The sequence below is a fragment of the Modestobacter marinus genome (assembly GCF_011758655.1).
GTDB lineage: Bacteria > Actinomycetota > Actinomycetes > Mycobacteriales > Geodermatophilaceae > Modestobacter > Modestobacter marinus.
In genome coordinates this window covers 3,397,576-3,420,921 of record NZ_JAAMPA010000001.1, presented here as the reverse complement: position 1 = coordinate 3,420,921, position 23,346 = coordinate 3,397,576, and the positions used below count along the sequence as shown (strand labels likewise).

Here is a 23,346-nt window from a genome sequence, read left to right as displayed (position 1 = left end):
CGCTGACCATCGGCCGTCCGGTGGTCACCAACGTCGTCTCCTTCTCCGACGACTGGACGCCCGAGCGGGTGCTCGGCTACGCCGCCAGCTCCGAGGTGCACTCCCGCCACCCGCTGGCCCAGGCGGTGATCCGCTCCACCGAGGAGCGGCACGTGTTCATCCCGCCGCACGAGGAGTGCGAGGTGCTGCTCGGGTTGGGCATGCGCACCCAGGCCGACGGCCGCGTGCTGCTGCTGGGCAGCGAGCCGCTGATGGCCAGCGAGGGCGTGGCCGTGGGCGACGCGGCCCAGGGCTGGCTCGACCGGCTGCGGGCCGCGGCGGAGACCCCGCTGCTGCTGGCCGTCGACGGCGAGCTGGTCGGGCTGGTCAGCCTCCGCGACGAGGTGCGGCCGGAGTCCCGGGAGGTGCTGGAGACGCTGCGGGCCACCGGGGTGCAGCGGATCGTGATGCTCACCGGCGACCACGAGAGCACCGCTGCCGCCGTCGCCGCCGAGCTCGGGGTGACCGAGTGGCGGGCCGAGGTGCTGCCCGAGCACAAGCAGGACGTCGTCGCGGCACTGCAGGCCGAGGGGCACACCGTCGCGATGGTCGGCGACGGCACCAACGACGCCCCGGCCCTCGCCGCGGCCGACATCGGCATCGCGATGGGGGTCTCCGGCACCGACGTGGCGGTGGAGACCGCCGACGTGGCGCTGGTCGGCGACGACCTGCGGCACCTGCTGGACCTGCGTGAGCTGGGCCGGCAGACGCTGGGCGTGGTGCGGCAGAACTACGGCATGTCGATCGCGGTCAACGGGGTCGGGCTGGCCGTCGCCGGCGGCGGGGCGCTGTCCCCCGTGCTCGCTGCCGTGCTGCACAACGCCTCGTCGGTCGCCGTCGCGGTCAACTCGGCCCGGCTCGTCCGGCACCGGGGCGCCGGACGACCGGAGCCCGCCCGGTAGCCGGCAGCGCCGCTGCACGGGGACGGTCGGGTGGTGGCCGGACGGCGCCACCCGGCCACCCCTCCGGTCGGCCTCTTGTTGAGAATGATTGTCATCATGGCTAGTCTCCGGCCATGCAACCCCTCGCCGCGCGTCCCGCCCCCGTGCCCCCCGACGTCCTCGACCGGCTGCGCCGGTGGGTGCGCACGACCCTGGGGCTCGGCGCGGACGAGACCGTGCTGGTCTCCCAGCTCCGCTGCCGGGACGCCGGCTGCGCGCCGGTCGAGACCGTCCTCGCCGTCCTGCGCCCGGGCGACCGGCTGAGCCGGACCGTCCCGCTGCCCGCCGACTGGATCTCGGTGGCCGACGTCCAGCGCGCCTTCGCCTCGCCCGGGAGCGACTCGTGACCGGCGGGGTGGTCGGGGCGGCGACGGACAAGGTGCCGGTCACCGTGCTCACCGGCTTCCTCGGCTCGGGCAAGACCACGCTGCTCAACCGGATCCTCACCGAGCAGCACGGCCGCCGCATCGCCGTCATCGAGAACGAGTTCGGCGAGATCGGCATCGACGACGCGCTGGTCATCGACGCCGAGGAGGAGGTGTTCGAGATGAACAACGGCTGCATCTGCTGCACCGTGCGCGGCGACCTCATCCGGATCCTCGGCACGCTGATGCGGCGCAAGGACAGGTTCGACCACATCCTCATCGAGACCACCGGCCTGGCCGACCCCGCCCCGGTGGCCCAGACCTTCTTCATGGACGACGAGATCGGCAGCCAGCTCCGGCTGGACGGGATCATCACCCTCGTCGACGCCGCGCACCTCATCCAGCACCTGGACGACGAGCGGCCCGAGGGCGTGGAGAACGAGGCCGTCGAGCAGATCGCCTTCGCCGACCGGATCGTGCTGAACAAGACCGACCTGGTGGACGCCGACCAGCTGGCCGAGGTCCGCCGGCGGATCGGTGAGATCAACCGGCTGGCCGACGTGCACGAGGCCGTCCAGGCCGCCGTGGACCTCGACGCCGTCCTGGACGTCGGCGGCTTCGACCTGACCCGGGCCCTCGACCTGGACCCGGCGTTCATGACCGACACCGAGCACCAGCACGACCTCACCGTCACCAGCGTCGGCATCGAGCTGCCCGGGGAGCTGGTCATCGAGCAGCTCAACGACTGGCTCGGCGAGCTGCTGGCGGAGAAGGGCGTGGACATCTTCCGCAGCAAGGGCATCCTCGCCGTCCGCGGCATGCCCGAGCGGTACGTCTTCCAGGGCGTGCACATGCTCTTCGACGGCACCCAGGGTGAGCCGTGGGGCACCGCGGAGCGGGTCAGCCGCGCGGTCTTCATCGGCCGCGACCTGGACCGCGCCGAGCTCGAGGCGGGCCTGCGCGGCTGCCTCGCCGTCCCGGTGCCGGCGGCGTGACCACCACCACCGGCGAGCGCACCGCCTGGCGCACCGAGGTGCCCGAGTCGGTCGCCGCGGTGAGCTGGTCGGCCGATGACCGGGTCGCGGTGGCCGACCTGGGCGGTCAGGTCAGCCTGCTGGACGGCCGGGACGGCGGAACGCTGGACCCCGGGCCGGTGCACGAGGGCGGTGCCTTCGCCCTGGCCTGGCAGCCGGGTGGGGACGTGCTGGCCACCGGGGGCGCCGACGGGCGGGTGGGGCTGGTCCGCACCGACCGGGCCGAGCCCGGCTACGTGACGGTCGGCGGCTGGGTGCAGGCGCTGCGCTGGTCGCCCAGCGGCCGCCACCTGGCCGTCGCCGCCGGCCGGGACGTGGTCCTGCTGGACGCGGCCGGCTCGGTGCTGGCCCGATGGGTGCGGCAGCCCAGCACGGTCACCGACGTGGTGTTCAGCCGCGACGGCAGCCGGGTGGGCTGCGCGTCCTACGGCGGGCTGCGCTGGTTCGCCGTGCCGGCCCCGGGCCGGTCGCCGTCCCTCGAACCGGTCCGCGTGCTCGCGTGGCAGGGCTCGCTGCTGCTGGCCCGGGTCACCCCGGACGGTCGCTGGGTCGCCTCGGGCAACCAGGACGCCAGCGTGCACGTCTGGCGGCTGTGGTCCGGGGAGGACGCCGAGATGGCCGGCTACCCGGAGAAGGTGGACGCGCTGGCCTTCGACCGCACCAGCCGGTGGATGGCCAACGGCGGCACCACCGAGGTGCACCTGTGGGACTTCTCCGGCAAGGGGCCGATGGGCCGGGCTCCCCGCACGCTGCCCGGGCACGACGCCCAGGTCAGCGCGCTGGCCTGGCAGCCCACCGGCGACCTGCTGGCCTCCGCCGGCCGGGACGGCGGGCTGGCGGTGTGGGCGCCGTCCGCCGCGGGTCCGGCCCGGCACCGGCCCCGCACCCGGCTGGACGCCGGCGCGCGGGTCACCGGGCTGAGCTGGAGGCCCGACGGCAGCCGGGTGGTGGCGGGGACGACCGGCGGGGACGTCCTGGCGGTGCCCGCATGACCGCACCCGAGGTGCTCGTGGTCGGCGCGGGTCCGCACGCCCTCACCGCCGCCTGCTACCTGCTCGCCGCCGACCCGTCGCTGGCCGGCCGGATCGCGGTGGCCGATCCCCGGCCGTGGCTGTCGGCGTGGGACGCCCGGTTCGCCGCGCTGGAGCTGGCGAGCCTGCGTTCGGCGTGCGTGCACCACCCCCACCCGCGGCCCTACGCCCTGGTCGAGTGGGCCGAGCGGGTCGGCCGACGGGAGCAGTTCTCCGGACCGCTGAGCGCCCCGGCGGCCGGGGTGTTCGCCGACTTCTGCCGGGTCCTCGTCGACGCCTCCGACCTGGCCGCCGCGCGCCTCCCACAGCAGGTGCGGGCGCTGCACCCCCGCGACGACGGGCGGGTCGACGTGCAGCTGACCGACGGCGCCCTCGTGGCCGGTGCGGTGGTGCTGGCCACCGGCGGAGCCCGGCCGCACGCGCCGGTGACCGGCGGCCGGCACAGCGAGGCCGTCGACCTCTCGGTCGTCCGGCCGGGGGACGACGTCGTGGTCGTGGGTGGTGGGCTGACCGCCGCGCACCTCGCGCTGCGCGCCGCCGCGCGCGGCGCCGACGTCGTGCTGCTCACCCGGGCGCCGCTGCGACCGCGGATCATGGACGTCGAGGCCGGCTGGCTCGGCGCCGACCTGCCCGACTTCTTCGTGCAGCCCCCGGCGGACCGCGCCCGGCTGGTGCGGGACGCCCGGCCCGGGACGGTGCCCGAGCCGGTCTGCGCGGCGCTGCACGACCACCCGCGGGTGCGGCTGGCGGTCGCCGACGTCCTACGTGCCGTGCCGGGCGGGGTGGAGCTCACGGACGGCCGCACGCTCGACGCCGACCACGTGTGGCTCGGGACCGGGTACTCGCACGACGTCCGCACCGACCCGCTGACCGCCGGGCTGCTCGCCGAGGCCCCGGTGGAGGTGGTGGCCGGGCTGCCGGTGCTGGCGCCCGACCTGTCCTGGGGTGGGACGTCGGTGTTCCTCAGCGGTGGCCGGACGGCGCTCGGGATCGGCCCCGCCGCCCGCAGCCTCGCCGGCGCCCGGATGGCCGCCGAGCGCTACACGGCGGCCCTCACCGGTGTCGAGCCCGGCCGACGGCAGTACCCGGTCCCCGACGTGCTGACCGGTGCCGGCCGATGACCGGGCACCTGGGGTGGGAGCAGCCGAGGGTCCAGGACTGGGTGGACAGGTTCGACGCGGTGATGCGCGCCCACGTGCCCTGGCGCGACGCAGCGCACCGGACGGCACTCGACCTCGTGTCCGAGTTCGGTGCGACCGAGTCGATCGTCGACCTCGGCTGCGGCACCGGCGCGCTCTGCGCCTGGCTGCTGGAGCAGCTGCCGGACTCCCGAGTCACCGGTCTCGAGCGGGACCCGGTGATGATCGCGGTCGCGCAGGCGCACCTGCGGGGCCGGGCGACCGTCCGGGAGCAGGACCTGACCCGCTCCGGGTGGGGTGCGGCCGGTCCGGCCCGGTTCTCCGCCGCGATCGCGAGCTCGGTCCTGCACATGGTCGACGCCGCCGGCTACGCCGCGGTCGCGGGCGAGCTGGCGGCAGTCCTGCGCCCCGGCGGCCTGTTCGTCGACATCGACGAGATGGCGGTCGACCCGCCGGTCCCCCGGCTGGCGGCGGCGTGCGCCGGGCTGCGTCAGCGCACCCTGGCCGCCCGCGTCGCCGGCGCGCGTGAGGACCACGACGCCTGGTGGGCGGCGCTCCTCACCGAGCCCGAGCTGGCCGCGGCCGTCCGGCAGCGGCAGGAGCGGTGCAGCACCGGCCCGAGCGGACCGCCGGCGTCCGTCGCCCAGCGGACCGCAGCCCTGCTCGGTGCCGGTTTCACCGAGGTGGCCGTGGTGGAGCGACGGCTGGACGTCGCCGTCCTCGCCGCCCTCCGCTGAGCCCCGCCGTCCCACGGCGCACTGCTGGGCCCGCGACCGGCCGGTCAGTCCGGGCGCTGCCCGAAACCGACCAGCGTGGTGGCGTCGATGGCGGGCCCTCCGACCAACTGCTCGAGGTACCGGCCGCGCACCCGGTCCACGGCGGCGTCGTCCAGCTCGGTGAGCAGACCGCGGAAGCCGGACCCGAGGACCAGCAGCCACAGCGCCTCCTCGGTCGCCTCGACCGCGTGCGCCGCCACGGAGACGGCGACCTGCTCCAGCCCGCGGGCGGTGAGCCAGGCGCCGAACGCGTCCGGGTCGCCGAGCTGCTGCACGGCGCTGGAGGCCCGCGGCACCTGCGCCCGCTCCCCGCGTTCGGCGGCCGCGGCGCCGGCGATCGCCCGGCCCGCCGCCACCATCGCGTCGCGGTGCCAGATGGTCACCGCCACCCGGCCGCCGGGGCGGACGCGGCCCACGAGGTGGTCGGTCCCGGCGGCCATGTCGGGGAAGAAGAACGCACCCAGCACGCACTGCACCACGTCGTAGCCGGTCCCCGGCCAGCTGGTCACGTCGGCCTGATGGGCGGTCAGCTGCGGGAGGCCCGCGGCCCGCTCCCGGAGCAGCCCGACCATCGGACCGGAGAGGTCGACGGCGTCCACCGCGCCGGTGCCGCCCACCCGCCGGGCGGCGGGGATGGCCGAGGCGCCGTCCCCGCAGCAGGCGTCGAGCACCCGTTCCCCGGCCGCCGGCGCGCTGACCGCGACGGTCGCTGCGCCCACCGGGTCCCAGAGCAGGGGGGACAACCGGGAGAAGTCGACCGCGGCCCGGTCGAAGGCCGCGGCGGTGACGTCCGCCTCCCGCTCGCCCGCCATGGCACCCCCCGTCCTGGGAACGATTCTCGTCTCTACCAGAGACTAGCCAGGCCGGCCCGGCCCCGGCCAGCCGTCCCGCTCAGCGGGTGGGCGTGCTGTCCGCGGTCTCGGGGTGCCCGGCGTGCGAGAGCGCCTGGCGCAACAGCGCGCCGACGTGCGGGTCGGCGAGCTGGTAGTAGACGAACGTGCCCTCGCGCCGGTTGGTCACCAGGCCGGCCAGCCGCAGCTTGGACAGGTGCTGGCTGACCGCGGTGGGCGAGGTGTCGGCCAGCTCGGCCAGGCAGGCGACCGACGTCTCCCCCTGCATCAGCGCCCACAGCACCTTGAGCCGGGTGGGGTCGCCGAGCATCCGCAGCGCGTCCGCGGCACGCCGGGCCTCGTCGCCGGACGGCATGGAGAAGCCGTCGATGCCGGTGTGCGCCACCCCTGAACATTAGGCCACCTCGCGACCTGCATGCCTGCGCATCTGCGCAGATAGGGTGATCCGGTGACCGTCGCGCAGGCCCCGCACTCCGCCCCGCCCTCCGCTGCTCGACGACCTCTGCTGCCCGGCTGGGCCGAGGTGCCCGAGGTCCGCTGGGCCGCGGCGTCGCTCGCGTTCTTCCTGGCCGGTGGGCTCGTGCAGCTGCTGGACGGGCCGCAGTTCGTGGCGTGGGCCCTGTACCTCTGCTGTTACGGCACCGGCGGGTGGGAGCCGGCCTGGGCCGGGGTCACCGCGCTGCGCGAGCGCACCCTGGACGTCGACCTGCTCATGGTGCTGGCCGCGATCGGCGCGCTGGCGCTGGGTCAGGTGTTCGACGGCGCGCTGCTCATCGTCATCTTCGCCACCTCCGGCGCGCTGGAGACCGTGGCCACCCGGCGCACCGCCGAGGCGGTCCGGGGCCTCACCGACCTGACCCCCGAGCAGGCCACCGTGCTGGCCGACGGGCGGGAGCGGGAGGTCGCGGTCGCCGACCTCGCGGTCGGCGACGTGGTGCTGGTCCGCCCCGGCGAGCAGGTGCCGGCCGACGGCACCGTGCTCGACGGCGGCTCCGACGTCGACCAGGCCTCGATCACCGGCGAGCCGCTGCCGGTGGACAAGGCGCCCGGCGACGAGGTCTGGGCCGGCACGGCCAACGGCACGGGAGCGCTCACCGTCCGGGTCGACCGGCCGGCGGCCGACGCCGTCGTCGCCCGGATCGCCTCGCTCGTCGACGAGGCCAGCGCGACCAAGGCCCGCACCCAGCTGTTCATCGAGAAGGTCGAGCAGCGTTACTCGGTGGGCGTCGTCGTCGCCACCCTCGCCGTCTTCGGCGTGCCCCAGTTGCTGGGCGAGCCGGTGCGGGAGGCACTGCTGCGCGCGATGACCTTCATGATCGTCGCCTCACCGTGCGCGATCGTGCTGTCCACGATGCCGCCGCTGCTGTCGGCCATCGCCACGGCCAGCCGGCACGGCGTGCTGGTGCGCTCGGCGGTGGTGCTGGAGCGGCTCGGGGTGACCACGGTGGTGGGTCTGGACAAGACCGGCACGCTCACCGACGGCACGCCCGCGGTGGTCGCCGTCCGGCCGCTGCCGGGCCGTACCGCCGACGAGCTGCTCGCCCTGGCCGCCGCCGCCGAGGGGCCCAGCGAGCACCCGATCGGCCGCGCGATCGTCGCGGCAGCCCGTCGGCCGCTGGACCGGGCCGAGGACTTCCGGGCCGCGGTCGGTTCCGGGGTGAGCGCCACCGTCGCCGGCCGGCAGGTCACCGTGGCCGCCCCGACGCCGGCGGACGGCGCGGTCGCGGCCCTGGTCACGGAGGAGCAGGCCGCCGGCCGCACCGCCGTCGTCGTCGGCGTCGACGGCCGCCCGGCCGGCGTGCTCGCCCTCGCCGACCGGGTGAGGCCCGAGGCCGCGGCCGCCGTGGCCGCACTGCGGCGGCAGACCGGGACCGAGCCGGTGCTGCTCACCGGCGACAACGCCGGAGCCGCTCGGAGCCTGGCCGACCAGGTGGGGCTGGTCGACGTCCGGCCGGGGCTGCTGCCGGAGGACAAGGCCGCCGCGGTCACCGAACTGCAGCGGGCCGGGCACCGGGTCACGCTGCTCGGCGACGGGGTGAACGACGCCCCCGCGCTGGCCACCGCGGACGTCGGGGTGGCGATGGGCGGGATCGGGTCGGACCTGGCGCTGCGCAGCGCGGACGTGATCGTCGTCCGGGACGACCTGGCGGCGCTGCCCACGGTGATCGCACTGGCCCGTCGGGCCCGGCGGCTGGTGGTGCAGAACCTGGTCATCGCCGGCACGGTGATCACGGTCCTGGTCGCCTGGGACCTGTTCGGCTCCCTGCCGCTGCCGCTGGGCGTCGCCGGGCACGAGGGGTCGACGGTGCTGGTCGCCCTCAACGGCCTGCGGCTGCTGCGCTCCTCGGCCTGGCAGGCCGCCGCCCGGGAGGCCGCCGGCGACCCGCCCGGTCAGCGGCCGGTGCGGACCAGCCCGGCGGCCACCCCGAGCAGCACCAGCCCGGCCGCAGGCACCGCGACCAGCCACGGCGCCCGCTCCAGGTAGGTCACCCCGTCGGCGAGGCTGCGCCCCCACTCCGGTGACTCGGCTCCCGCGCCGAGGCCGAGGAAGGACAGCCCGGCGAGCGCCAGGGCGGTGTGCGGCACGCGCAGCAGCGCGTGCCGGCTCACCGGGGGCAGGACGGCCGGGAGCAGGTGGTGGCGCAGCAGGTGCCAGGAGCCGGCGCCGCTGGTGCGCGCGGCGAGGTGGGAGCCCGAAGCCCGCACCTCGGCGGCCAGCGTGCGGGTGTGCACCGCCAGCGGGATCCAGGCGACCAGGCCCACCGCCACCGCCGCTCCGGCCAGGCTGGGGCCGGCGACCGCGGCCACCGCGATGCCCACCACCACCGCGGGCAGCGCGTTGAGCACGTCGGCCAGCCCGGCCCGCCCGCGCCCGGCCAGCCCGGCCGCGACGCCCACGCCGAGCACAACCGCGCTGATCCCCAGCGCCAGCCCGACCGAGGGCAGCGCGCCGGCGCCGAACCGGGCGAGCACGTCGCGGCCGAGGGCGTCCGCGCCGAGCGGGTGTGCCCAGGACGGCGCGGCCAGCCGGTCGCCGAGGTCCTGGGCGCGCGGGTCGCGCAGCAGGCCGGCGGCGACGACCAGCAGCAGCACGCACAGCAGCCCGACCGCCCAGCGCCCGGTGCCCGGTGCCGGGGGCGGGAGCTCCGGGGAGAGCCCGCCGTCCGTCGCGGCCGGCCCGAGCAGCGCGCGGTGCACCAGCACCCCGGCACCACCGGCGGCCAGGCCGAGCAGCACCAGCAGGGCGACGGCGGCCTGCACCACCGGCAGGTCCTGGGCCAGCGCGGCGGCCAGCGCCACCCGGCCGAGCCCGGGCACGTCGAACACCGCCTCGATCACCGCGCCGGCCCCCAGCAGCCCGACCAGGAGCAGCAGCACCTGCGGGACGAGGACGGTCAGCGCCCGCCGGGTGACCGCGCGCTGCACCGCGGCACGGGAGACCCCGGCGGCCCGCCAGGTGCGCACCCACCCCTCCCCCGCGGTCTCCCGCACGGCCCCGGCCAGCACCCGGCCCAGCAGCCCACCGGCCGGCAGGGCGAGCGCGAGCACGGGCAGCACCAGGTGCTCGGGGCCGGTGAACCCCGAGGTCGGCAGCAATCCCCAGCCCACGGCCACCACCGCGACGCCGACGACGGCGAGGACGAACTCCGGCAGCGCGGCCAGCGCCGCGGCCAGCACCCCGGTGGCGGCACCGCCGTCCACCCGACCGTCGGCGGCCCGGCGCACGGCGGGCAGCGCGAGCAGCACGGCCAGCCCGATCGCCACCACCGCCGCGGTCCCGGCCAGGGTCGCCGACACCCCCAGCGCCGGCGGGACGACGTCGGTGACCGGCTGACCGCTCACCCAGGAGGTGCCCAGGTCGCCGGTGGCGGCGTGCCCGAGCCAGGACAGCGTGCCGCGCACCGGGTCGGCGGGGAGGTCCAGCTGCGCGCGCACCGCGTCCAGCACGGCCGGGTCGGGCTCGCGCTCCACCTCCCGGGCGTGCAGCACGGTGCGGGCCGGGTCGTCGCCGGACAGCCAGGGCAGCGCGCCGACGAGCAGCCCGGTGCCGGCGACGGCCGCTCCCCCGGTGAGCACGGATCGGAGCAGTCCCCGCCCCGGAGCTCGCCGCCGCCGGGCCGGGGCGCTCACCCCGGCCCGGTCGACGGCGGTCACCCCTGGACCGTCGTCTCGACGGTGAGCAGCCGCCGGTCGAACGGGTCGCCGGCCAGGCCGCTGACCCCGGGCGCGTACCCGGTGTGCGTGCGCTCGTGCAGCACCGGGACCACCGCGCCGGTGGACAGCACCCGGGCCTCGGCAGCCAGCGCCGCCGCCCGACGCTCCTGCGGGTCGGCCAGTGCCGCGGCCTCGGCCACGGCGGCGTCGACGGCCGGGTCGCAGAGCCGGGCCAGGTTGTAGCTGCCCTCGCAGGTCAGGTCGGCGGCGAGGTAGCCGACCGGGTCGCCGGTGTCGCCCAGGTAGAGCCGGCTGCCCAGCACCGCGTCGTAGGTGCCGGCGAGCAGGTCGGTCTCCAGGGCGGCGTACTCGGCGACCACGACCTCCACCGTGAAGCCGGCCTGCCGCAGCTGCTCGGCGAGCACCGCGGCCGCCTCCGGCAGCTCCGCCCGGTCGGAGTAGGTGGCCAGCCGGATGCTCGTCCCGGCCGGGTCGGTGGCCGGGGGCAGGCTGACCGCCGGCCGGGACGCCCCGCCGACGGTGTCGTCGGTGAACAGCCCCTCGGCGACGTCGGCCCGGCCCTCGAAGACGCCGTCGACCACCGGCTGCGGGTCGATCGCCGCCGCGGCGGCCGCGCGCAGGCCCGGGTCGGCGAACGGACCGTCCGCGGTGTCCAGGGAGAGGGAGACCAGCCGGGGCAGCGGGACCGAGAGCACCTCCGTGTCGGTCAGGGTGGGCAGCTGGGCGATCGGCAGGGTGACCGCCACGTCCAGCTCGCCGGCGCGCAGCCCGGCGGTGCGGGCGGCCGCGTCGGCGGGGAAGGTGACATCCACGCCGTCCAGCTCGGGCGCCCCGGCCCAGTGGTCGGGGTCGGCGGTCAGGGTGGCGCCGGATGCGCCGCGCAGCTCGGTGAGCTCGAACGGCCCGGTGCCGGTGCCGACCGGGTCCGGCGCCGTGGGGTCGGTGTAGGCGGCCGGCGCGAGCACCACCATGCCCGGGGCGGCCAACCGCTGCACCAGCAACGGATCGGGCTCGGCCAGCTGCACCTGCACCGTGTCCTCGTCCACGGCGGTGGCGGTGAGGCCCAGGCCGTCGATCGACCGCGGGGCGGGGCTGGCGGCGGCCGCCGTGGTCAGCGCGCCGGCAGCGGCCTCGGCGTCCAGCGGCGTCCCGTCGTGGAACCGGACGCCGTCCCGCAGGTCGAGGGTGACGGTCCGGTCGTCGACCCGGTCCCAGCTCTCGGCCAGCAGCGGGGTCGGCGCGCCGGTCTCGTCCAGGCCGACGAGGGTCTCCGCCACCCCCATCCGGGTGAGCAACAGGGCGTCCTCGGTGAACGGGGACAGCGCGGCGACCGGCGGGAAGGCCAGCGCCAGCGCGAGCCGCTGCCCGCCGTCGGTCGGCTCCTCCGCGGCCGGGGCGAAGCAGCCGGCCAGCAGGAGGGGCAGCGCGAGCAGTGCACCAGCGGCGCGGGACACGGTTCCTCTTCTCGGTGGGGTGGTCACGGGTGCGCCGGTTCCTCGGCCGGGACGGCGGGGGCCGGCGGCCGTGCCTTCGGGGTGCGGGCGATCCGCCGGGTGAGCACCGCCAGGCCGACGGCCGAGGCAGCCGGCAGGGTGGCGAGCACCAGCCACGGGACGGCGGCGGCCGGCTGCGGGCGATCGGCGAGATCGAGCAGGGCGCCCACGCCGGTGCTGCCGACGAGCACCGCGGCGCCGCCGGCGGAGGCGAGGAAGCCGAAGTGGGCGCCCAGCCGCCGCTCCCCGGCCAGCCGGGGCACCAGGTCCTGGGCGAGCGGGACGGCGACCATCTGGCCGGTGTAGAGCAGGAGCACCATGCCCACGGCCGGCGCCAGCGCCCAGATCCCGGACGGCGGGGCGAACGGGGCGCACAGCGCGACCAGCAGGAACGAGGCGCTCATCAGTGCGAAGCCGAACGGCAGCGCCCGGTGCGCCCCGGCCCGCCGGGCGCGGGCGGTGACCCGCAGCTGGAACAGCAGCACCGACACCGCGGCCAGCACGAACAGCCAGCCCAGGGCCCCCTGGCCGCCGGTCGCCCGGGACAGCTCCACGGGGAGGGCGAGGTAGAGCTGGTTGTAGCTGAGCAGGTAGGTGCAGTAGCAGGCGGTGAAGGCCAGGAAGGTGCGGTTGCGCAGCACGTGCCCCCAGCCGGCGAGCACGCTCTCCTCACCGCTGCCCTCGGTGCGCAGGTCGCGCGGCAGCCAGCGCAGGTGGGCGGCGAGCACGACGCCGAAGACCCCGGCGGAGATCCAGCAGGTGAGGCTGAACGGCACGGTGAGCAGGACGGCGCCGAGCGCCGGGCCGGTGACCGAGCCGAGCTTGCTGGCGATCGCATCCAGGCCGAACACCTCGGCCCGGGTGACCACCCCGGCGGCCTCCAGCCGGTGCCCCTGGTCGGCGAGCGCCGACTCCACCGCCGGGGAGAACAGCGCGGCCGCGAAGCCGACCAGCACGGTGCCGGCGAGCACCGCGGGCAGCGAGGTGGCTCCGGCGAGCACGCCGAACCCGGCGATCCGGATCAGGCAGCCGATGACCACGACCGGTTTCACCCCGAACCGGTCGGCCAGCCCGCCGCCGAGGAAGAACAGCCCCTGCTGGCTGAAGGTGCGCACGCCGAGCACCAGGCCGACCAGCCCGCCGGCCAGCGCCAGGTCCTCGGTGAGGTGCACCGCGAGGAAGGGCACCACCAGGTAGAAGCCGACGTTGAAGGCCAGCTGGGACAGCAGGAGCAGGCGGGGCACGGCGGGCAGCCGCCGGAAGAGCACGAACGGCGCCCAGCTGATCCGGCCGGTCACGCCAGCACCAGCCGCGGGACGGCGGCGACCAGCGCGTGCGCCTCGCGGCTGACCGGGTCGGTGAGCACCCGGTCGGTCGGCCCGGCCTCGGCGACCCGGCCGCCGGCGAGCACCACGACGTCGGAGCAGAGCGCGGCGACCACGCCCAGGTCGTGCGAGACGACCAGCAGCGCCACGCCCTCGGCGTCGCTGACCTCGCGCAGCAGGTCGACCACCTGGAGCCGGACGGCGGCGTCCAGCGCGCTGACCGGCTCGTCGGCGATCAGCACCTCCGGGCGCGGGGCGAGCGCGCGGGCCAGCGCGATCCGCTGGCGCTGGCCGCCGGAGAACTCGTTCGGCAGCCGCGTCGCGGCGTCCGGGTCGAGCCCGACCGCGAGCAGCAGCTCGGCGACCCGGGCACGGTGGTCCCCGGCCACCCGCAGGCAGCGCAGCGGCTCGGCGACGGCCTCCCCGACCCGCATCCGCGGGCTCAGCGAACGGCCGGGGTCCTGGGGCACCACCTGGACCGCCCGGCGGAACCAGTGCAGCGAGCGCGGCCGGCCCGGGTGCACCGGCCGTCCGCGGTAGGTGACCTCCCCGGCGTCGGGGCGCTCCAGCGCGAGCAGCAGCCGGGTGAGGGTGGACTTGCCGGCACCGGACTCCCCGACCACGGCCACCCGCCGCCCGGCGCCGACCACCAGGTCGACGCCGTCCAGCGCCGGGACGTCGCTGCCCCGGTACCGGCGGGTCAGCCCGCGGGCGGCCAGCAGCGGCTCTGCGCTCACCAGCTCTGGGCTCACCGGGCACCCACCAGGGCCGGCGGGCTGAGCGCGGCGGTGGCCTCGACCAGCGCGCGCACCGCCGGATGGGCGTGCCCGGCCAGCACCTCGCGCAGCGGCCCGTCGGCGAGCAGCCGGCCCTCGTCGAGCACCAGCACCCGGTCGCAGGTGGTCGCCGCGGCGGCCAGGTCGTGGGTGACCAGCAGCAGCCCGGCGCCGCGCTCACGGGTGGCGCGGCCGAGCACCGCGAGCACGCCGTGCTGGGCGGTGGCGTCCAGCGCGGACGTCGGCTCGTCGGCGACCAGCAGCCGGGGTGCCCCGGCCAGCGCCATGGCGAGCGCGGCCCGCTGCCGCTGCCCGCCGGAGAGCTGCACCGGGAACCGCCGCCCGGTGCCGGCCGGCAGCCGCATCTCCGCCAGCAGCTCGTCTGCCCGGGCCGCGGCCGGCCGGCGACCCACGCCGGCCCGGCGCAGCGGCGCGGCCACCTGCCGGCCCACCCGCACCTGCGGGTTGAGCGACGTGCCCGGGTCCTGCGGCACGAGGGCGGTGACCGGCCCGCGCAGCGGACGCAGGTCCCGCTCGGCGGCGCCCACCACCTCGGTGCCGGCCAGCTGGACACTGCCGGACACCTCGGCGTCGGGCGGGAGGAGCCCGAGCAGCGCCAGCGTGGTCAGCGTCTTGCCCGAGCCGGAGGCGCCGACCAGGGCGACCCGTTCCCCCGCGGCGACGTCGAAGGAGACGCCGGCCACCACGGTGCGCCCGGCGAAGCCGATGGTGAGGTCCCGCACCCGCAGCAGAGGGAGGCCGTCGGTCACCAGGCGTCCGCGGTCAGCACGGTCAGCACGTCGACGTCCCGCTGGCCGGTGAAGGGGTCGCGGCCGTGCAGGCAGCGGTAGTTGTCGACGACCAGCACCTCGCCGGCCTCCAGCCGGAAGTGCGGCACCACGTCCACGGCGGTGGCCAGCACGTCGGCCCACAGGTCCAGGTGCGCCTCGTGCTCGGCGGCGCACGGCTCGCGCGGCACCGGGACGGCGGTCTCGCTGGCCCGCACCACGCGGCGGCCGGCCCGGGTGTGCTCGACCAGCCGGCGCACCAAGGGGGTGCGCGGGACCTCGTGGGGTGCGGTCTGCCAGCCGCCGAAGTAGTCGACGTCGGTGCCGGTCAGGAAGGCGTGCAGCTCCGGGCACCCGGTGGCCAGCGCGTCGACCAGGGCGTACCCGTCGACCAGGAAGGAGTCCCCGCCCTCGGGTGCCGGCCGGACGCAGCGCTGCAGCAGCCCGTCCTCGTCCGGGTCGCGCAGGCTGACCGTGCGGCCGTGCACGTCGACCACCACGTACGCCCCGTCACTGTGCAGCCCGAGCAGCTCACCGGCCTGCTGGCGCAGCGGGCGGACGGCGAACAGCTGCCGCAAGCGGTCGCCGTAGACCTGCGCGGCCACCACCGGCAGCGCCTCGGGCCCGGGGCCGGGCTCGGCCACCACGACCGCGCCGTCCCGGGCGAGCAGCTCGCGCGCCTCGGCGACGCTGCCGGCCGACTGCGGGAGCACCCCGGTGGGACGGAGCAGGTCGGCCAGCTCGGGGCGGACGGCGCCCACCCGGCGACCGGAGGGGGTGCGTGCGGCCAAGGGGTTCCTCCTGGTGGGGTCGTGCCGGCGGCGTGGGAGCGCTCGAGCCGGGCCGCGAGGGGGTCTCGCACCGGGAACCGTATTGCAAGCCGTTTGCAGGAAGGCGACCGGCCCGGGGAGGGCAGCCGGCGACCGGGCGAACGTCATCGGCTATCTTGACGACAATGATTGTCGCTCCAGCTTCGTCGCAGGGCCGCTCACCGGCCCTCCTCGTCGACGGCCTCACGGTCGCCGTGAGCGGCCGCCGGCTGGTGCACGGGGTCCGGCTCGAGGTCGCGGGGACCGAACGGGTGGCGCTCATCGGCGCCTCCGGGTCCGGGAAGTCGCTGACCGCCGCGGCGGTGCTGGGCACCCTGCCCGCCGGCGCCGAGGTCGGCGGCAGCGTGCACGTGGCCGGCGTCGACGTCACCGGGCGGGCACCCGCCCGCCGGCCGCCCGCCGCCCGCGTCGCCGGGGTGGGGCAGGACCCGGCGGCGGCCCTGAACCCACTGGTCGCCGTGGGCGCGCAGCTGGCCCTGCCGCTGCGCGCCCACCGTGGGCTCCGCGGCGCCGCGCTCGACCGGGAGCGCGCCGGGCTGCTCGCGACGGTCGGGCTGACCGACTCCCGTCGGGTGCTCGCCAGCACGCCGGGGGAGCTGTCCGGCGGCCAGCGGCAGCGCGTCTGCATCGCCCTGGCGCTCGCCTCCCGCGCCGGGCTCGTGGTCGCCGACGAGCCGACCACCGCGCTCGACCTGGTCACCCAGGCGCAGGTGGTCGCCCTGCTCCGCGAGGCCACCCGGGACACGGCCCTGCTGTTCATCACCCACGACCTCGCGGTCGCGGCCGCGCTGTGCGACCGCGCGGTGGTGCTGCACGAGGGGACCGTGGTCGAGGACGCCCCGATCACCCGGCTGCTGAGCGACCCGCAGCACGAGCAGACCGCCGCGCTGGTCCGCGCCGCCCGCGCCGGCGCACTCCCGACCCCGGTCGGAGCGACGTCGTGAGCGTTCCGGCCGTCGACCCGGTCCTCTCCGCCACGGGCATCGAGCGCAGCTACGCGCTGCCCCGTGCCCGACCCTGGGGCCCACGGGACGTCGTCACCGCCCTGCAGGCCGTCGACCTGCGGGTCGGCGCCGGCGAGCGGGTCGGCCTGGTCGGCACGTCGGGCTCGGGCAAGTCGACGCTGCTGCGCTGCCTGCTCGGCCTGGAGAGCCCCGACCGCGGCACGGTCACCTTCGCCGGCCGCCCCGTCCGGCCGGGCCCGACGGCGTCGCTGCGCTGGTACCGCCGACTCGTCCAGTACGTGCCCCAGGACCCGGCCGGCTCGCTGGACCCGCGCGCGACCGTCCGCGACCTGGTCGCGGTGCCGCTGCGCCACCTGCAGGTGCCCGGCGACCACGACGCCACGGTGGCCACCGCCCTGCGGCGCGTGGGCCTGGACCCCGAGCTCGCCGGTCGGCGGCCCGGGGAGCTCTCCGGCGGGCAGGCCCAGCGGGTCGCCCTGGCCCGGGCACTGGCCCCCGGCCCGGCGCTGCTGCTGGCCGACGAACCGGTCAGCGGGCTGGACCTCCCCGTGCGCGACCAGGTGGTCGAGGTGCTCGCCGAGCTGTCGGCCCGGCAGGGGCTGGGCCTGCTGCTGGTCTCCCACGACCTGGCCGTCGTCGCCCGGCTGTGCGACCGCACGGTGGTGCTGGGCGATGGCCGGGTGCTCGAGGACCGGCCCACCGCCGACCTGCTCGCCTCCCCCGACCACCCGAGGACCCGCGAGCTGCTCGCCGCCGTCCCCACCCTCCCCGTCTGACCCGCACCGCCCCGGCACACCCCAACAGAGATCGGACCGATGTCCCCCTCCCGCACCACCCGCGTACTCGTCCTGGGCGCCTCGGTCGCCCTGCTCACCAGCGGCTGCTTCAGCAGCTCCCCCGCCGGCGGCGGCACCGATGCCGCCGGCGACGCCCGCATCTCCCTGGCCATGCTGCAGCCACCGCGCTCGGGGCTGAACCCGCTGACCGACGACGCCTTCAAGCTGTCCCGGTGGAGCACGGCCGAGACGCTGGTGGTCCTGGACCCCGACGGCGACGCCCAGCCGGCGCTGGCCACCGAGTGGACCCAGATCGACGACCTGACCTGGCGGTTCACCGTGCGCGAGGGGGTCGAGTTCCACGACGGCACCGAGCTGACCGCGGAGCAGGCCGCCGCAGCGCTGACCGCTGCCGACCAGGCCTCGCCCCGGCCGCGGATCCTGGACGGCGTCGAGCTGACCGCCGAGGCCGACGGGCAGGACGTCGTGGTGACCACCGGCGAGGCCGACCCGCTGGTCCCGCAGCGGCTGTCCAGCCCGCAGCTGGCGGTGCTGGCCGCGGCCGCCTACGGCACCGACGGCCGGGTCGACCCGGTCGGGCACGGCACCGGACCGTTCGAGCTCGTCGCCGTGGACGGCACCTCCGGCGCGACCCTGGACCGCTTCGACGGCTACTGGGGCGACCCCGCCGCGGCCGCCGGCATCGACGTCTCCTTCGTCCCCGACGGCACCGCACGGGCCGCCTCGCTGCGCACCGGCACCGCCGACATCGCCGAGGCGGTGCCGGTCTCGCAGGCCGGGCTGATCGACGAGGAACTGGTGCACGAGGTGCCGATGCCGCGCACCAACACCCTGTACCTCAACACCACCTCCGGACCGTTCGCCGACCCGGCGGTGCGCGCCGCGGCCCGGGCCGCCGTCGACCGGGCGACGATCGTGGACACCGTCTACGAGGGCCGCGCCGACATCGCCGAGGGCCTGCTGGGCCCGGCGATCCCCTGGGCCGCCGAGCTGCGCGAGGACCGGGCGGACCCGTCCGCGCCCGCCGTCCCGGCCGGCACCACGATCACGCTGGGCACCTTCACCGACCGGGCGGAGCTGCCCGAGGTCGCCGTGCTGCTGGAGCAGCAGCTGGAGGCCGTCGGGTTCACCGTGGAGCAGGACGTGCGGGAGTACGCGTTCATCGAGGCCGACGCCCTGGCCGGGGCGTTCGACGCGTTCATCCTGTCCCGGGCGACGGTGCTGGACTCCGGCGACCCGGTCGCCTACATGTACAGCGACTTCGCCTGCGAGGGCTCGTTCAACATCGCCCAGCTGTGCGACCCCGCCGTGGACGCCGCCCTGGAGGTGGCCGCGGCCGCGGAGCCCGGCCCGCAGCGCCAGCAGGCGGTGATCGACGCCGAGCGGGCGATCCTGGACACCGGTGCCGCCGTGCCGATGCTGCACGAGCGGGTCATCCAGGGCGAGGCCGCCGGGGTGTCCGGCGCGGTCCGCGACCCGCGGGAGCGGGCGCTGATCACCAGCGAGACCACCCTCGGGGAGGGCTGACCCGGTGCCGCGCCGGGGATGGGTGACCGCTGCGTCCCGGGTGGCCACCGTCCTCGGCGTGGTCGCCCTGGTCGGGGTGCTGCCCTGGCTGTCCGGGCGCAGCCCGGAGCTGTCGATCCTCCGGGCACGCTCGGCCGAGCAGGAGGCGACCCCGGAGGCGCTGGCGGCGATCCGGGCCGAGCTCGGTCTGGACGCCGGGCCGCTGGGACTGCTCGGGCACTGGCTGTCCGGGCTGCTGCGCGGCGACCTGGGCACCTCCTGGATCTCCGGCGGACCCGTGGGCCCGGGCATCATCCGCGCCCTCGGGGTGTCGGTGACGCTCATGGGCTCCGCGCTCGTGGTGGCCCTGGTCACCGCGGCACTGTTGTGCGTGCCCCCGTTGCGCCGGGTCGCCCGCGGCCGGTCCGGGCGGACCGGTGGTGCCGCGGGCGCCGCGCTCACCGCGCTGCCGGAGTTCCTGCTGGCCTCGGTGCTGCTCCTGGTCGGGGCGGTGTGGCTGGGCTGGTTCGAGCCCTACGGCTGGACCGGGCTGCCCTCGGTGGTGCTCCCGGCGCTGGCCATGGGCCTGCCGGCCGGCGGGCTGATCGGCCGCCTGGTGGCCGACGGGCTGAGCGTCACCGGCACCGAGCGCTGGGTGGCCACCTGGCAGGTGGCCGGCGCCTCGACCGGGCAGCTCGCCCGGGCCCTGGTGCGCCGCACGCTGCCCGCGCTGACCACCCAGGTGGCGCTGGTGCTCGTCGGCCTCACCGGTGGGGCCGTCGCCGTCGAGGAGGTGTTCGCCGTCCCCGGGCTGGGACGGGCGGTGCTGGGTGCCGCGCAGGCGCAGGACCTGCCGACCCTGCAGGCGGGCATGCTGCTGCTGCTCGGGGTGTCCGCGGTCCTCGGCGGCCTGGCCGCGCTCACCCGGGCGCTCTTGCTGGGGCGGGCGCTGCGCAGCGGCAGCGTGCCGGTGCCGGCCCGCGCCACCCCGTCCCGCCGCCGCGACTGGTTGCTGCCGGCCGGTGCCGCCGCGCTCCTGGCGGGCGTCGTCGCCGCCGGACTGGGGCGCGACCCCTTCGTCTCCGCACATCCCCGGCTGGCCGCGCCCAGCGCCGCCCTGCCCTTCGGTGCCGACGCGAGCGGGCGGGACCTGCTGGCCCGCGTGGCGCACGGTGCGGTGCAGACCGTCGGGACGGCGGCGCTGGTGGTCGTGGCCACCCTGGTGGTCGGCGTCCTGGTGGGGCTGGTCCCCCGGGCGTCCGTCGGGCCGGTGGAGGTGGCCAACGCCGCTCCCCCGGTGATCGTCGGCGTGCTGGTCGCCGCGGTGCTGGGCACGTCGCAGTCCGGAGCGGCCCTGGCCGTGGCCCTGGTGGCGTGGGCGCCGATCGCCGCCTACGTGGCGGCCGCATCGGAGGAGGTCCGGCGGCAGCGGCACGTGACCGTGCTGCCGGTGCTCGGGGTGGGGCCGGCGGCGATCACCTGGCGCTACGTGGTGCCCGCGGTGCTGCCCGCCGCCGCCCGCAACGCCGTGCTGCGGCTGCCGGGCATCGCCCTGGCGCTGGCCGCGCTGGGCTTCCTCGGCCTGGGGGCGGCGCCGCCGACCCCCGAGTGGGGTCTGCTGCTGGCCGAGGGGATGCCCTACGTGGAGCGGGCGCCGTGGGCGGTGCTCGCCCCGACCGGCGCGCTGGTGACCGCCGCCGTGCTCGCGGTGTCGCTGTCCGGGCTCAGCCGCAGGCAGCGGCGGCCGGCCACACCGGCACCGGTGGCGACCGGGACGACGGCCCCGTCCCCGCAGCAGCCCGCTGCGGTGGGTTGAGCGGCCCTTCCCATGATCGCCTTATTTGACAATGATTCTCATCATGGCGACGATCGGGCCATGCCGTCCTCCTCCCGACGCACCACCTCCCGCTCGCTGTCCACGGTGACCCTCGCCTGCGCCACGGCCGTGGCACTGGCCGGCTGTTCCGGCACCGCCGACGCCGACGCCGGCACCGACGACGGCGGGCTGACGGTCGTGGCGGCGTTCTACCCGCTCGCGTGGCTCAGCGAGCAGGTGGCCGGGGACCTGGCCGACGTCACCTCCCTCACCCCGGACGGCGCCGAGCCGCACGAGTACGAGCTCACCCCACGGGACGTCGCCGCCGTCGCCGAGGCCGACGTCGTCGTGCACCTGCCGACGTTGCAGCCGGCCGTGGACGCCGCGATCGAGCAGCAGGCCGCCGACTCCGCCTTCGACGCCGGCGAGCCGGCCGACCTCTCGCTCACCTACCAGGCCCACGACCACGAGCACGCCGACGAGGACGCCGACGAAGACGCCGACGAAGACGCGCACGCCGACGAGGAGGAGCACGTCGACGAGGAGGGGCACGCCGACGAGGTGGTGACCGACCCGCACTTCTGGCACGACCCGATGCGGATGGCCGACGTCGGTGACGCGTTGGCCGAGCGCCTGGGCACCGTGGACGAGGCCAACGCCGAGGAGTACACCGCCAACGCCGCGGAGCTGCGCGCCGAGCTCGAGCAGCTGGACGAGGAGTTCCGCACCGGCCTGGCCGACTGCGCCAGCCGGGAGCTGGTGACCAGCCACACCGCCTTCGGCTACCTCGCCGGCTCCTTCGGCCTGGAGCAGTTCGGCATCAGCGGGCTGGCGCCGGACGCGGAACCCTCCACCGACGCGCTGACCGAGGCGACCGAGTTCGTCCGGGAGCACGACGTGGCGACCATCTACTTCGAGACGCTGGTCAGCCCGGCCGTCGCGGAGACCGTCGCGCGGGAGACCGGCGCGCAGACCCGGCAGCTGGACCCCATCGAGGGGCTCACCGACGCCTCACGGGGCGAGGACTACCTGGAGATCATGCGGGCCAACCTGGCCAGTCTCCGCGAGGGCCAGCAGTGCTCCTGAGCGCCAGCGCCCCGGCCCGGCCTCACGCGCCCACGTCGGACGCCGTCCTGTCGGTGCGCGGCGGCGCGTTCGGCCACGGCAGGCAGCCGGTGCTCACCGGGGTCGACCTGACCGTCACCCCCGGGGAGGTGGTCGCCGTCCGTGGCCCCAACGGGTCCGGCAAGTCGACGCTGGTCCGCGGGCTGCTGGGCCTGTGCGAGGTGCACGCCGGAGAGGTGCGGTTGTTCGACCGGCCCCGCGCCCGGTTCCGCGACTGGCACCGGGTCGGCTACGTGCCGCAGCGGCACACGGTCGCCGGTGGGGTGCCGGTGACCGTGCGGGAGCTCGTCTCCACCGGGCGGCTGAACCGGCTGCGGCCTTGGCAGCGCTTCGGCGAGGCCGACCGCTGCGCGGTCGACTGCGCCCTGGAGGGCACGGCGCTGGCCGGGTTCGACCGCCGGCCGCTCGCCGAGCTCTCCGGCGGCCAGCAGCGCCGGGCGCTGGTGGCCCGGGCGCTGGCCGGCGACCCGGAGCTGCTGCTGCTGGACGAGCCGACCGCCGGCGTCGACGCGGCCAGCCAGCGGGTGCTCGCCGCGACCCTCGCCGGGCTCGCCGAGGCCGGCACTGCCGTCGTCGTGGTGCTGCACGAGCTGGGCCCGCTGGCCGACGTCGTCACCCGCGTGGTCACCCTCCCGGGTGCGGCGGCCCCGTGCTGAGCTACGAGTTCATGCGGCTGGCGCTGGCGGCCGCGGTGCTCGTCGGTCTCACCGCGCCCACGGTGGGCGTCTACCTGGTGCAGCGCCGGCTGTCCCTGATCGGCGACGGCCTCGGGCACGTCGCGCTGCTGGGGGTGGCGGTCGGCCTGGTCACCCGCTCCGCGCCGGTGCTCACCGCACTGCTGACCACCGTGGTCGGCGCGGTGACGGTCGAGGTGCTGCGCGCGCGGCGGTCGGCCAGCGCCGACGTCGCGCTGGCGATCATGTTCTACGGCGGGCTGGCCGGGGGCGTCGTCGTGGTCACCCGCGCCCCGGCGGGCACGCCGATCACGCTGGACAGCTACCTGTTCGGCGCGCTCACCACCACGACCCGGGCCGACCTGGTGGTGTTCGCCGTGATGGCCGCCGTCGTCCTCGGGGTGACGGTCGGGCTGGGCCGGTCGCTGTTCACCGTTGCGCTCGACGAGGAGCACGCCCGGGCCAGCGGCCTGCCCGTGCTGCCGCTGAACCTGCTGCTGGCCGTGGTCACCGCCACCACCGTCACCCTGTCGATGCGGGTGCTGGGGCTGCTGCTGATCAGCGGGCTGATGGTGCTGCCCGCCGGCTGCGCCCAGCTGGTCGCCCGCAGCTTCCGGTCCAGCCTGGCCGTCGCGGTGCTGATCGGGGTGTCCGTATCGGTGAGCGGCACGGTGGTCTCCTACTACGCCGACACCCCTTCCGGCGGCACCATCGTGCTGATGGCGGTGGCCGCCTACGCCGTCCTCGGCGTCGCGCGGATCGCCCGCCGCCGTTCCCCCGCCCACGCCGGGACCGTCGTCCACGACCGCCCCGCCGCCCTGCCCGCGGAGTCGCTCCCCTGACCCGCCCCCGTTCCACCAGGATGGCCATGTCGGTGGAACGAGGGCAGAGCCGGAACG

General features: G+C 77.0%; 22 protein-coding genes. 14 read left to right on the top strand and 8 right to left on the bottom strand.

Going from position 1 to position 23,346, the window contains the following annotated elements; genetic code table 11:
- The 6 genes from FB380_RS16025 to FB380_RS16000 all read left to right on the top strand — a co-directional run.
- Positions 1-941 (top strand): heavy metal translocating P-type ATPase (locus tag FB380_RS16025; protein ID WP_166755912.1); only part of this gene is annotated, 941 nt, incomplete at its 5' end.
- A gap of 113 nt (positions 942-1,054) precedes the next feature.
- Positions 1,055-1,327, top strand: a complete 273-nt coding sequence (locus FB380_RS16020) for a hypothetical protein (protein ID WP_208383650.1) — start codon at positions 1,055-1,057, stop codon at positions 1,325-1,327.
- The gene (locus FB380_RS16015) at positions 1,324-2,340 is read left to right on the top strand and encodes a CobW family GTP-binding protein (RefSeq protein WP_229681917.1); all 1,017 of its coding nucleotides are present in this window, start codon (positions 1,324-1,326) and stop codon (positions 2,338-2,340) included. Before FB380_RS16020 ends, FB380_RS16015 begins: the two co-directional genes overlap by 4 nt.
- Positions 2,337-3,371: a WD40 repeat domain-containing protein gene (locus tag FB380_RS26020; protein ID WP_166755911.1), complete on the top strand. Its 1,035-nt coding sequence runs from the start codon at positions 2,337-2,339 to the stop codon at positions 3,369-3,371. Before FB380_RS16015 ends, FB380_RS26020 begins: the two co-directional genes overlap by 4 nt.
- Entirely contained in the window at positions 3,368-4,531 is a 1,164-nt protein-coding gene (locus FB380_RS16005; RefSeq protein ID WP_166755910.1) for an FAD-dependent oxidoreductase, read from the top strand. The genes FB380_RS26020 and FB380_RS16005 overlap by 4 nt, the downstream gene beginning before the upstream one ends.
- 41 nt (positions 4,532-4,572) lie before the next feature.
- The gene (locus tag FB380_RS16000; RefSeq protein WP_166755909.1) at positions 4,573-5,286 is read left to right on the top strand and encodes a class I SAM-dependent methyltransferase; all 714 of its coding nucleotides are present in this window, start codon (positions 4,573-4,575) and stop codon (positions 5,284-5,286) included.
- Positions 5,287-5,330: 44 nt separating this feature from the next.
- On the opposite strand, the gene FB380_RS15995 is transcribed toward FB380_RS16000, so the two are convergent.
- Both FB380_RS15995 and FB380_RS15990 read right to left on the bottom strand, forming a co-directional pair.
- Positions 5,331-6,137, bottom strand: coding sequence for a class I SAM-dependent methyltransferase (locus FB380_RS15995; RefSeq protein ID WP_166755908.1), 807 nt, complete (start codon positions 6,135-6,137; stop codon positions 5,331-5,333).
- A gap of 79 nt (positions 6,138-6,216) precedes the next feature.
- Positions 6,217-6,561: an ArsR/SmtB family transcription factor gene (locus FB380_RS15990; protein ID WP_229681916.1), complete on the bottom strand. Its 345-nt coding sequence runs from the start codon at positions 6,559-6,561 to the stop codon at positions 6,217-6,219.
- A 63-nt stretch (positions 6,562-6,624) separates the two neighbouring features.
- Between FB380_RS15990 and FB380_RS15985 the strand changes: the two genes are divergently transcribed.
- Positions 6,625-8,661 carry a heavy metal translocating P-type ATPase gene (locus FB380_RS15985; protein WP_166755907.1) on the top strand — a complete coding sequence of 679 codons (2,037 nt, stop codon included), beginning with the start codon at positions 6,625-6,627 and terminating at the stop codon, positions 8,659-8,661.
- Here FB380_RS15985 and FB380_RS15980 read toward each other — a convergent pair.
- From FB380_RS15980 to FB380_RS15955, 6 genes are read right to left on the bottom strand one after another with little or no spacing between them, the layout of a single operon-like run.
- Positions 8,568-10,331, bottom strand: a complete 1,764-nt coding sequence (locus FB380_RS15980; RefSeq protein WP_208382880.1) for an ABC transporter permease subunit — start codon at positions 10,329-10,331, stop codon at positions 8,568-8,570. The two genes, FB380_RS15985 and FB380_RS15980, sit on opposite strands and share 94 nt — an antisense overlap.
- On the bottom strand, positions 10,328-11,806 hold the full coding sequence (locus FB380_RS15975) for an ABC transporter substrate-binding protein (RefSeq protein ID WP_208382879.1): 1,479 nt from the start codon (positions 11,804-11,806) through the stop codon (positions 10,328-10,330). Before FB380_RS15975 ends, FB380_RS15980 begins: the two co-directional genes overlap by 4 nt.
- Positions 11,807-11,829: 23 nt before the next feature.
- Positions 11,830-13,143, bottom strand: coding sequence for an MFS transporter (locus FB380_RS15970; protein ID WP_208382878.1), 1,314 nt, complete (start codon positions 13,141-13,143; stop codon positions 11,830-11,832).
- Positions 13,140-13,907: an ABC transporter ATP-binding protein gene (locus FB380_RS15965; RefSeq protein ID WP_229681915.1), complete on the bottom strand. Its 768-nt coding sequence runs from the start codon at positions 13,905-13,907 to the stop codon at positions 13,140-13,142. Before FB380_RS15965 ends, FB380_RS15970 begins: the two co-directional genes overlap by 4 nt.
- 11 nt (positions 13,908-13,918) lie before the next feature.
- Entirely contained in the window at positions 13,919-14,716 is a 798-nt protein-coding gene (locus FB380_RS15960; protein WP_166755904.1) for an ATP-binding cassette domain-containing protein, read from the bottom strand.
- Positions 14,713-15,525, bottom strand: a complete 813-nt coding sequence (locus FB380_RS15955; RefSeq protein WP_166755903.1) for a TauD/TfdA family dioxygenase — start codon at positions 15,523-15,525, stop codon at positions 14,713-14,715. The genes FB380_RS15960 and FB380_RS15955 overlap by 4 nt, the downstream gene beginning before the upstream one ends.
- A 233-nt stretch (positions 15,526-15,758) precedes the next feature.
- Between FB380_RS15955 and FB380_RS15950 the strand changes: the two genes are divergently transcribed.
- The 7 genes from FB380_RS15950 to FB380_RS15920 are packed head-to-tail and all read left to right on the top strand — an operon-like array spanning position 15,759 to position 23,289.
- Entirely contained in the window at positions 15,759-16,508 is a 750-nt protein-coding gene (locus tag FB380_RS15950; protein WP_208382877.1) for an ATP-binding cassette domain-containing protein, read from the top strand.
- Positions 16,505-17,305: an ABC transporter ATP-binding protein gene (locus FB380_RS15945; protein ID WP_166755901.1), complete on the top strand. Its 801-nt coding sequence runs from the start codon at positions 16,505-16,507 to the stop codon at positions 17,303-17,305. Before FB380_RS15950 ends, FB380_RS15945 begins: the two co-directional genes overlap by 4 nt.
- A 39-nt stretch (positions 17,306-17,344) precedes the next feature.
- On the top strand, positions 17,345-18,853 hold the full coding sequence (locus tag FB380_RS15940; RefSeq protein WP_166755900.1) for an ABC transporter substrate-binding protein: 1,509 nt from the start codon (positions 17,345-17,347) through the stop codon (positions 18,851-18,853).
- Between the two features lie 22 nt (positions 18,854-18,875).
- The gene (locus tag FB380_RS15935) at positions 18,876-20,648 is read left to right on the top strand and encodes an ABC transporter permease subunit (RefSeq protein ID WP_208382876.1); all 1,773 of its coding nucleotides are present in this window, start codon (positions 18,876-18,878) and stop codon (positions 20,646-20,648) included.
- 60 nt (positions 20,649-20,708) lie between these two features.
- Positions 20,709-21,734, top strand: coding sequence for a metal ABC transporter substrate-binding protein (locus tag FB380_RS15930; protein WP_166755898.1), 1,026 nt, complete (start codon positions 20,709-20,711; stop codon positions 21,732-21,734).
- On the top strand, positions 21,725-22,429 hold the full coding sequence (locus FB380_RS15925; protein WP_208382875.1) for a metal ABC transporter ATP-binding protein: 705 nt from the start codon (positions 21,725-21,727) through the stop codon (positions 22,427-22,429). The genes FB380_RS15930 and FB380_RS15925 overlap by 10 nt, the downstream gene beginning before the upstream one ends.
- A complete protein-coding gene (locus tag FB380_RS15920) occupies positions 22,423-23,289 on the top strand; it encodes a metal ABC transporter permease (protein WP_229681914.1) in 867 nt (288 codons plus the stop codon). Before FB380_RS15925 ends, FB380_RS15920 begins: the two co-directional genes overlap by 7 nt.
- Positions 23,290-23,346 lie beyond the last annotated feature (57 nt).

Coding starts and splice junctions, on each gene's coding strand:
- FB380_RS15930 (WP_166755898.1), top strand. CDS start 20,709: ATGCCGTCCTCCTCCCGACGCACCACCTCCCGCTCGCTGTCCACGGTG.
- FB380_RS15940 (WP_166755900.1), top strand. CDS start 17,345: ATGTCCCCCTCCCGCACCACCCGCGTACTCGTCCTGGGCGCCTCGGTC.
- FB380_RS16005 (WP_166755910.1), top strand. CDS start 3,368: ATGACCGCACCCGAGGTGCTCGTGGTCGGCGCGGGTCCGCACGCCCTC.
- FB380_RS15995 (WP_166755908.1), bottom strand. CDS start 6,137: ATGGCGGGCGAGCGGGAGGCGGACGTCACCGCCGCGGCCTTCGACCGG.
- FB380_RS16020 (WP_208383650.1), top strand. CDS start 1,055: ATGCAACCCCTCGCCGCGCGTCCCGCCCCCGTGCCCCCCGACGTCCTC.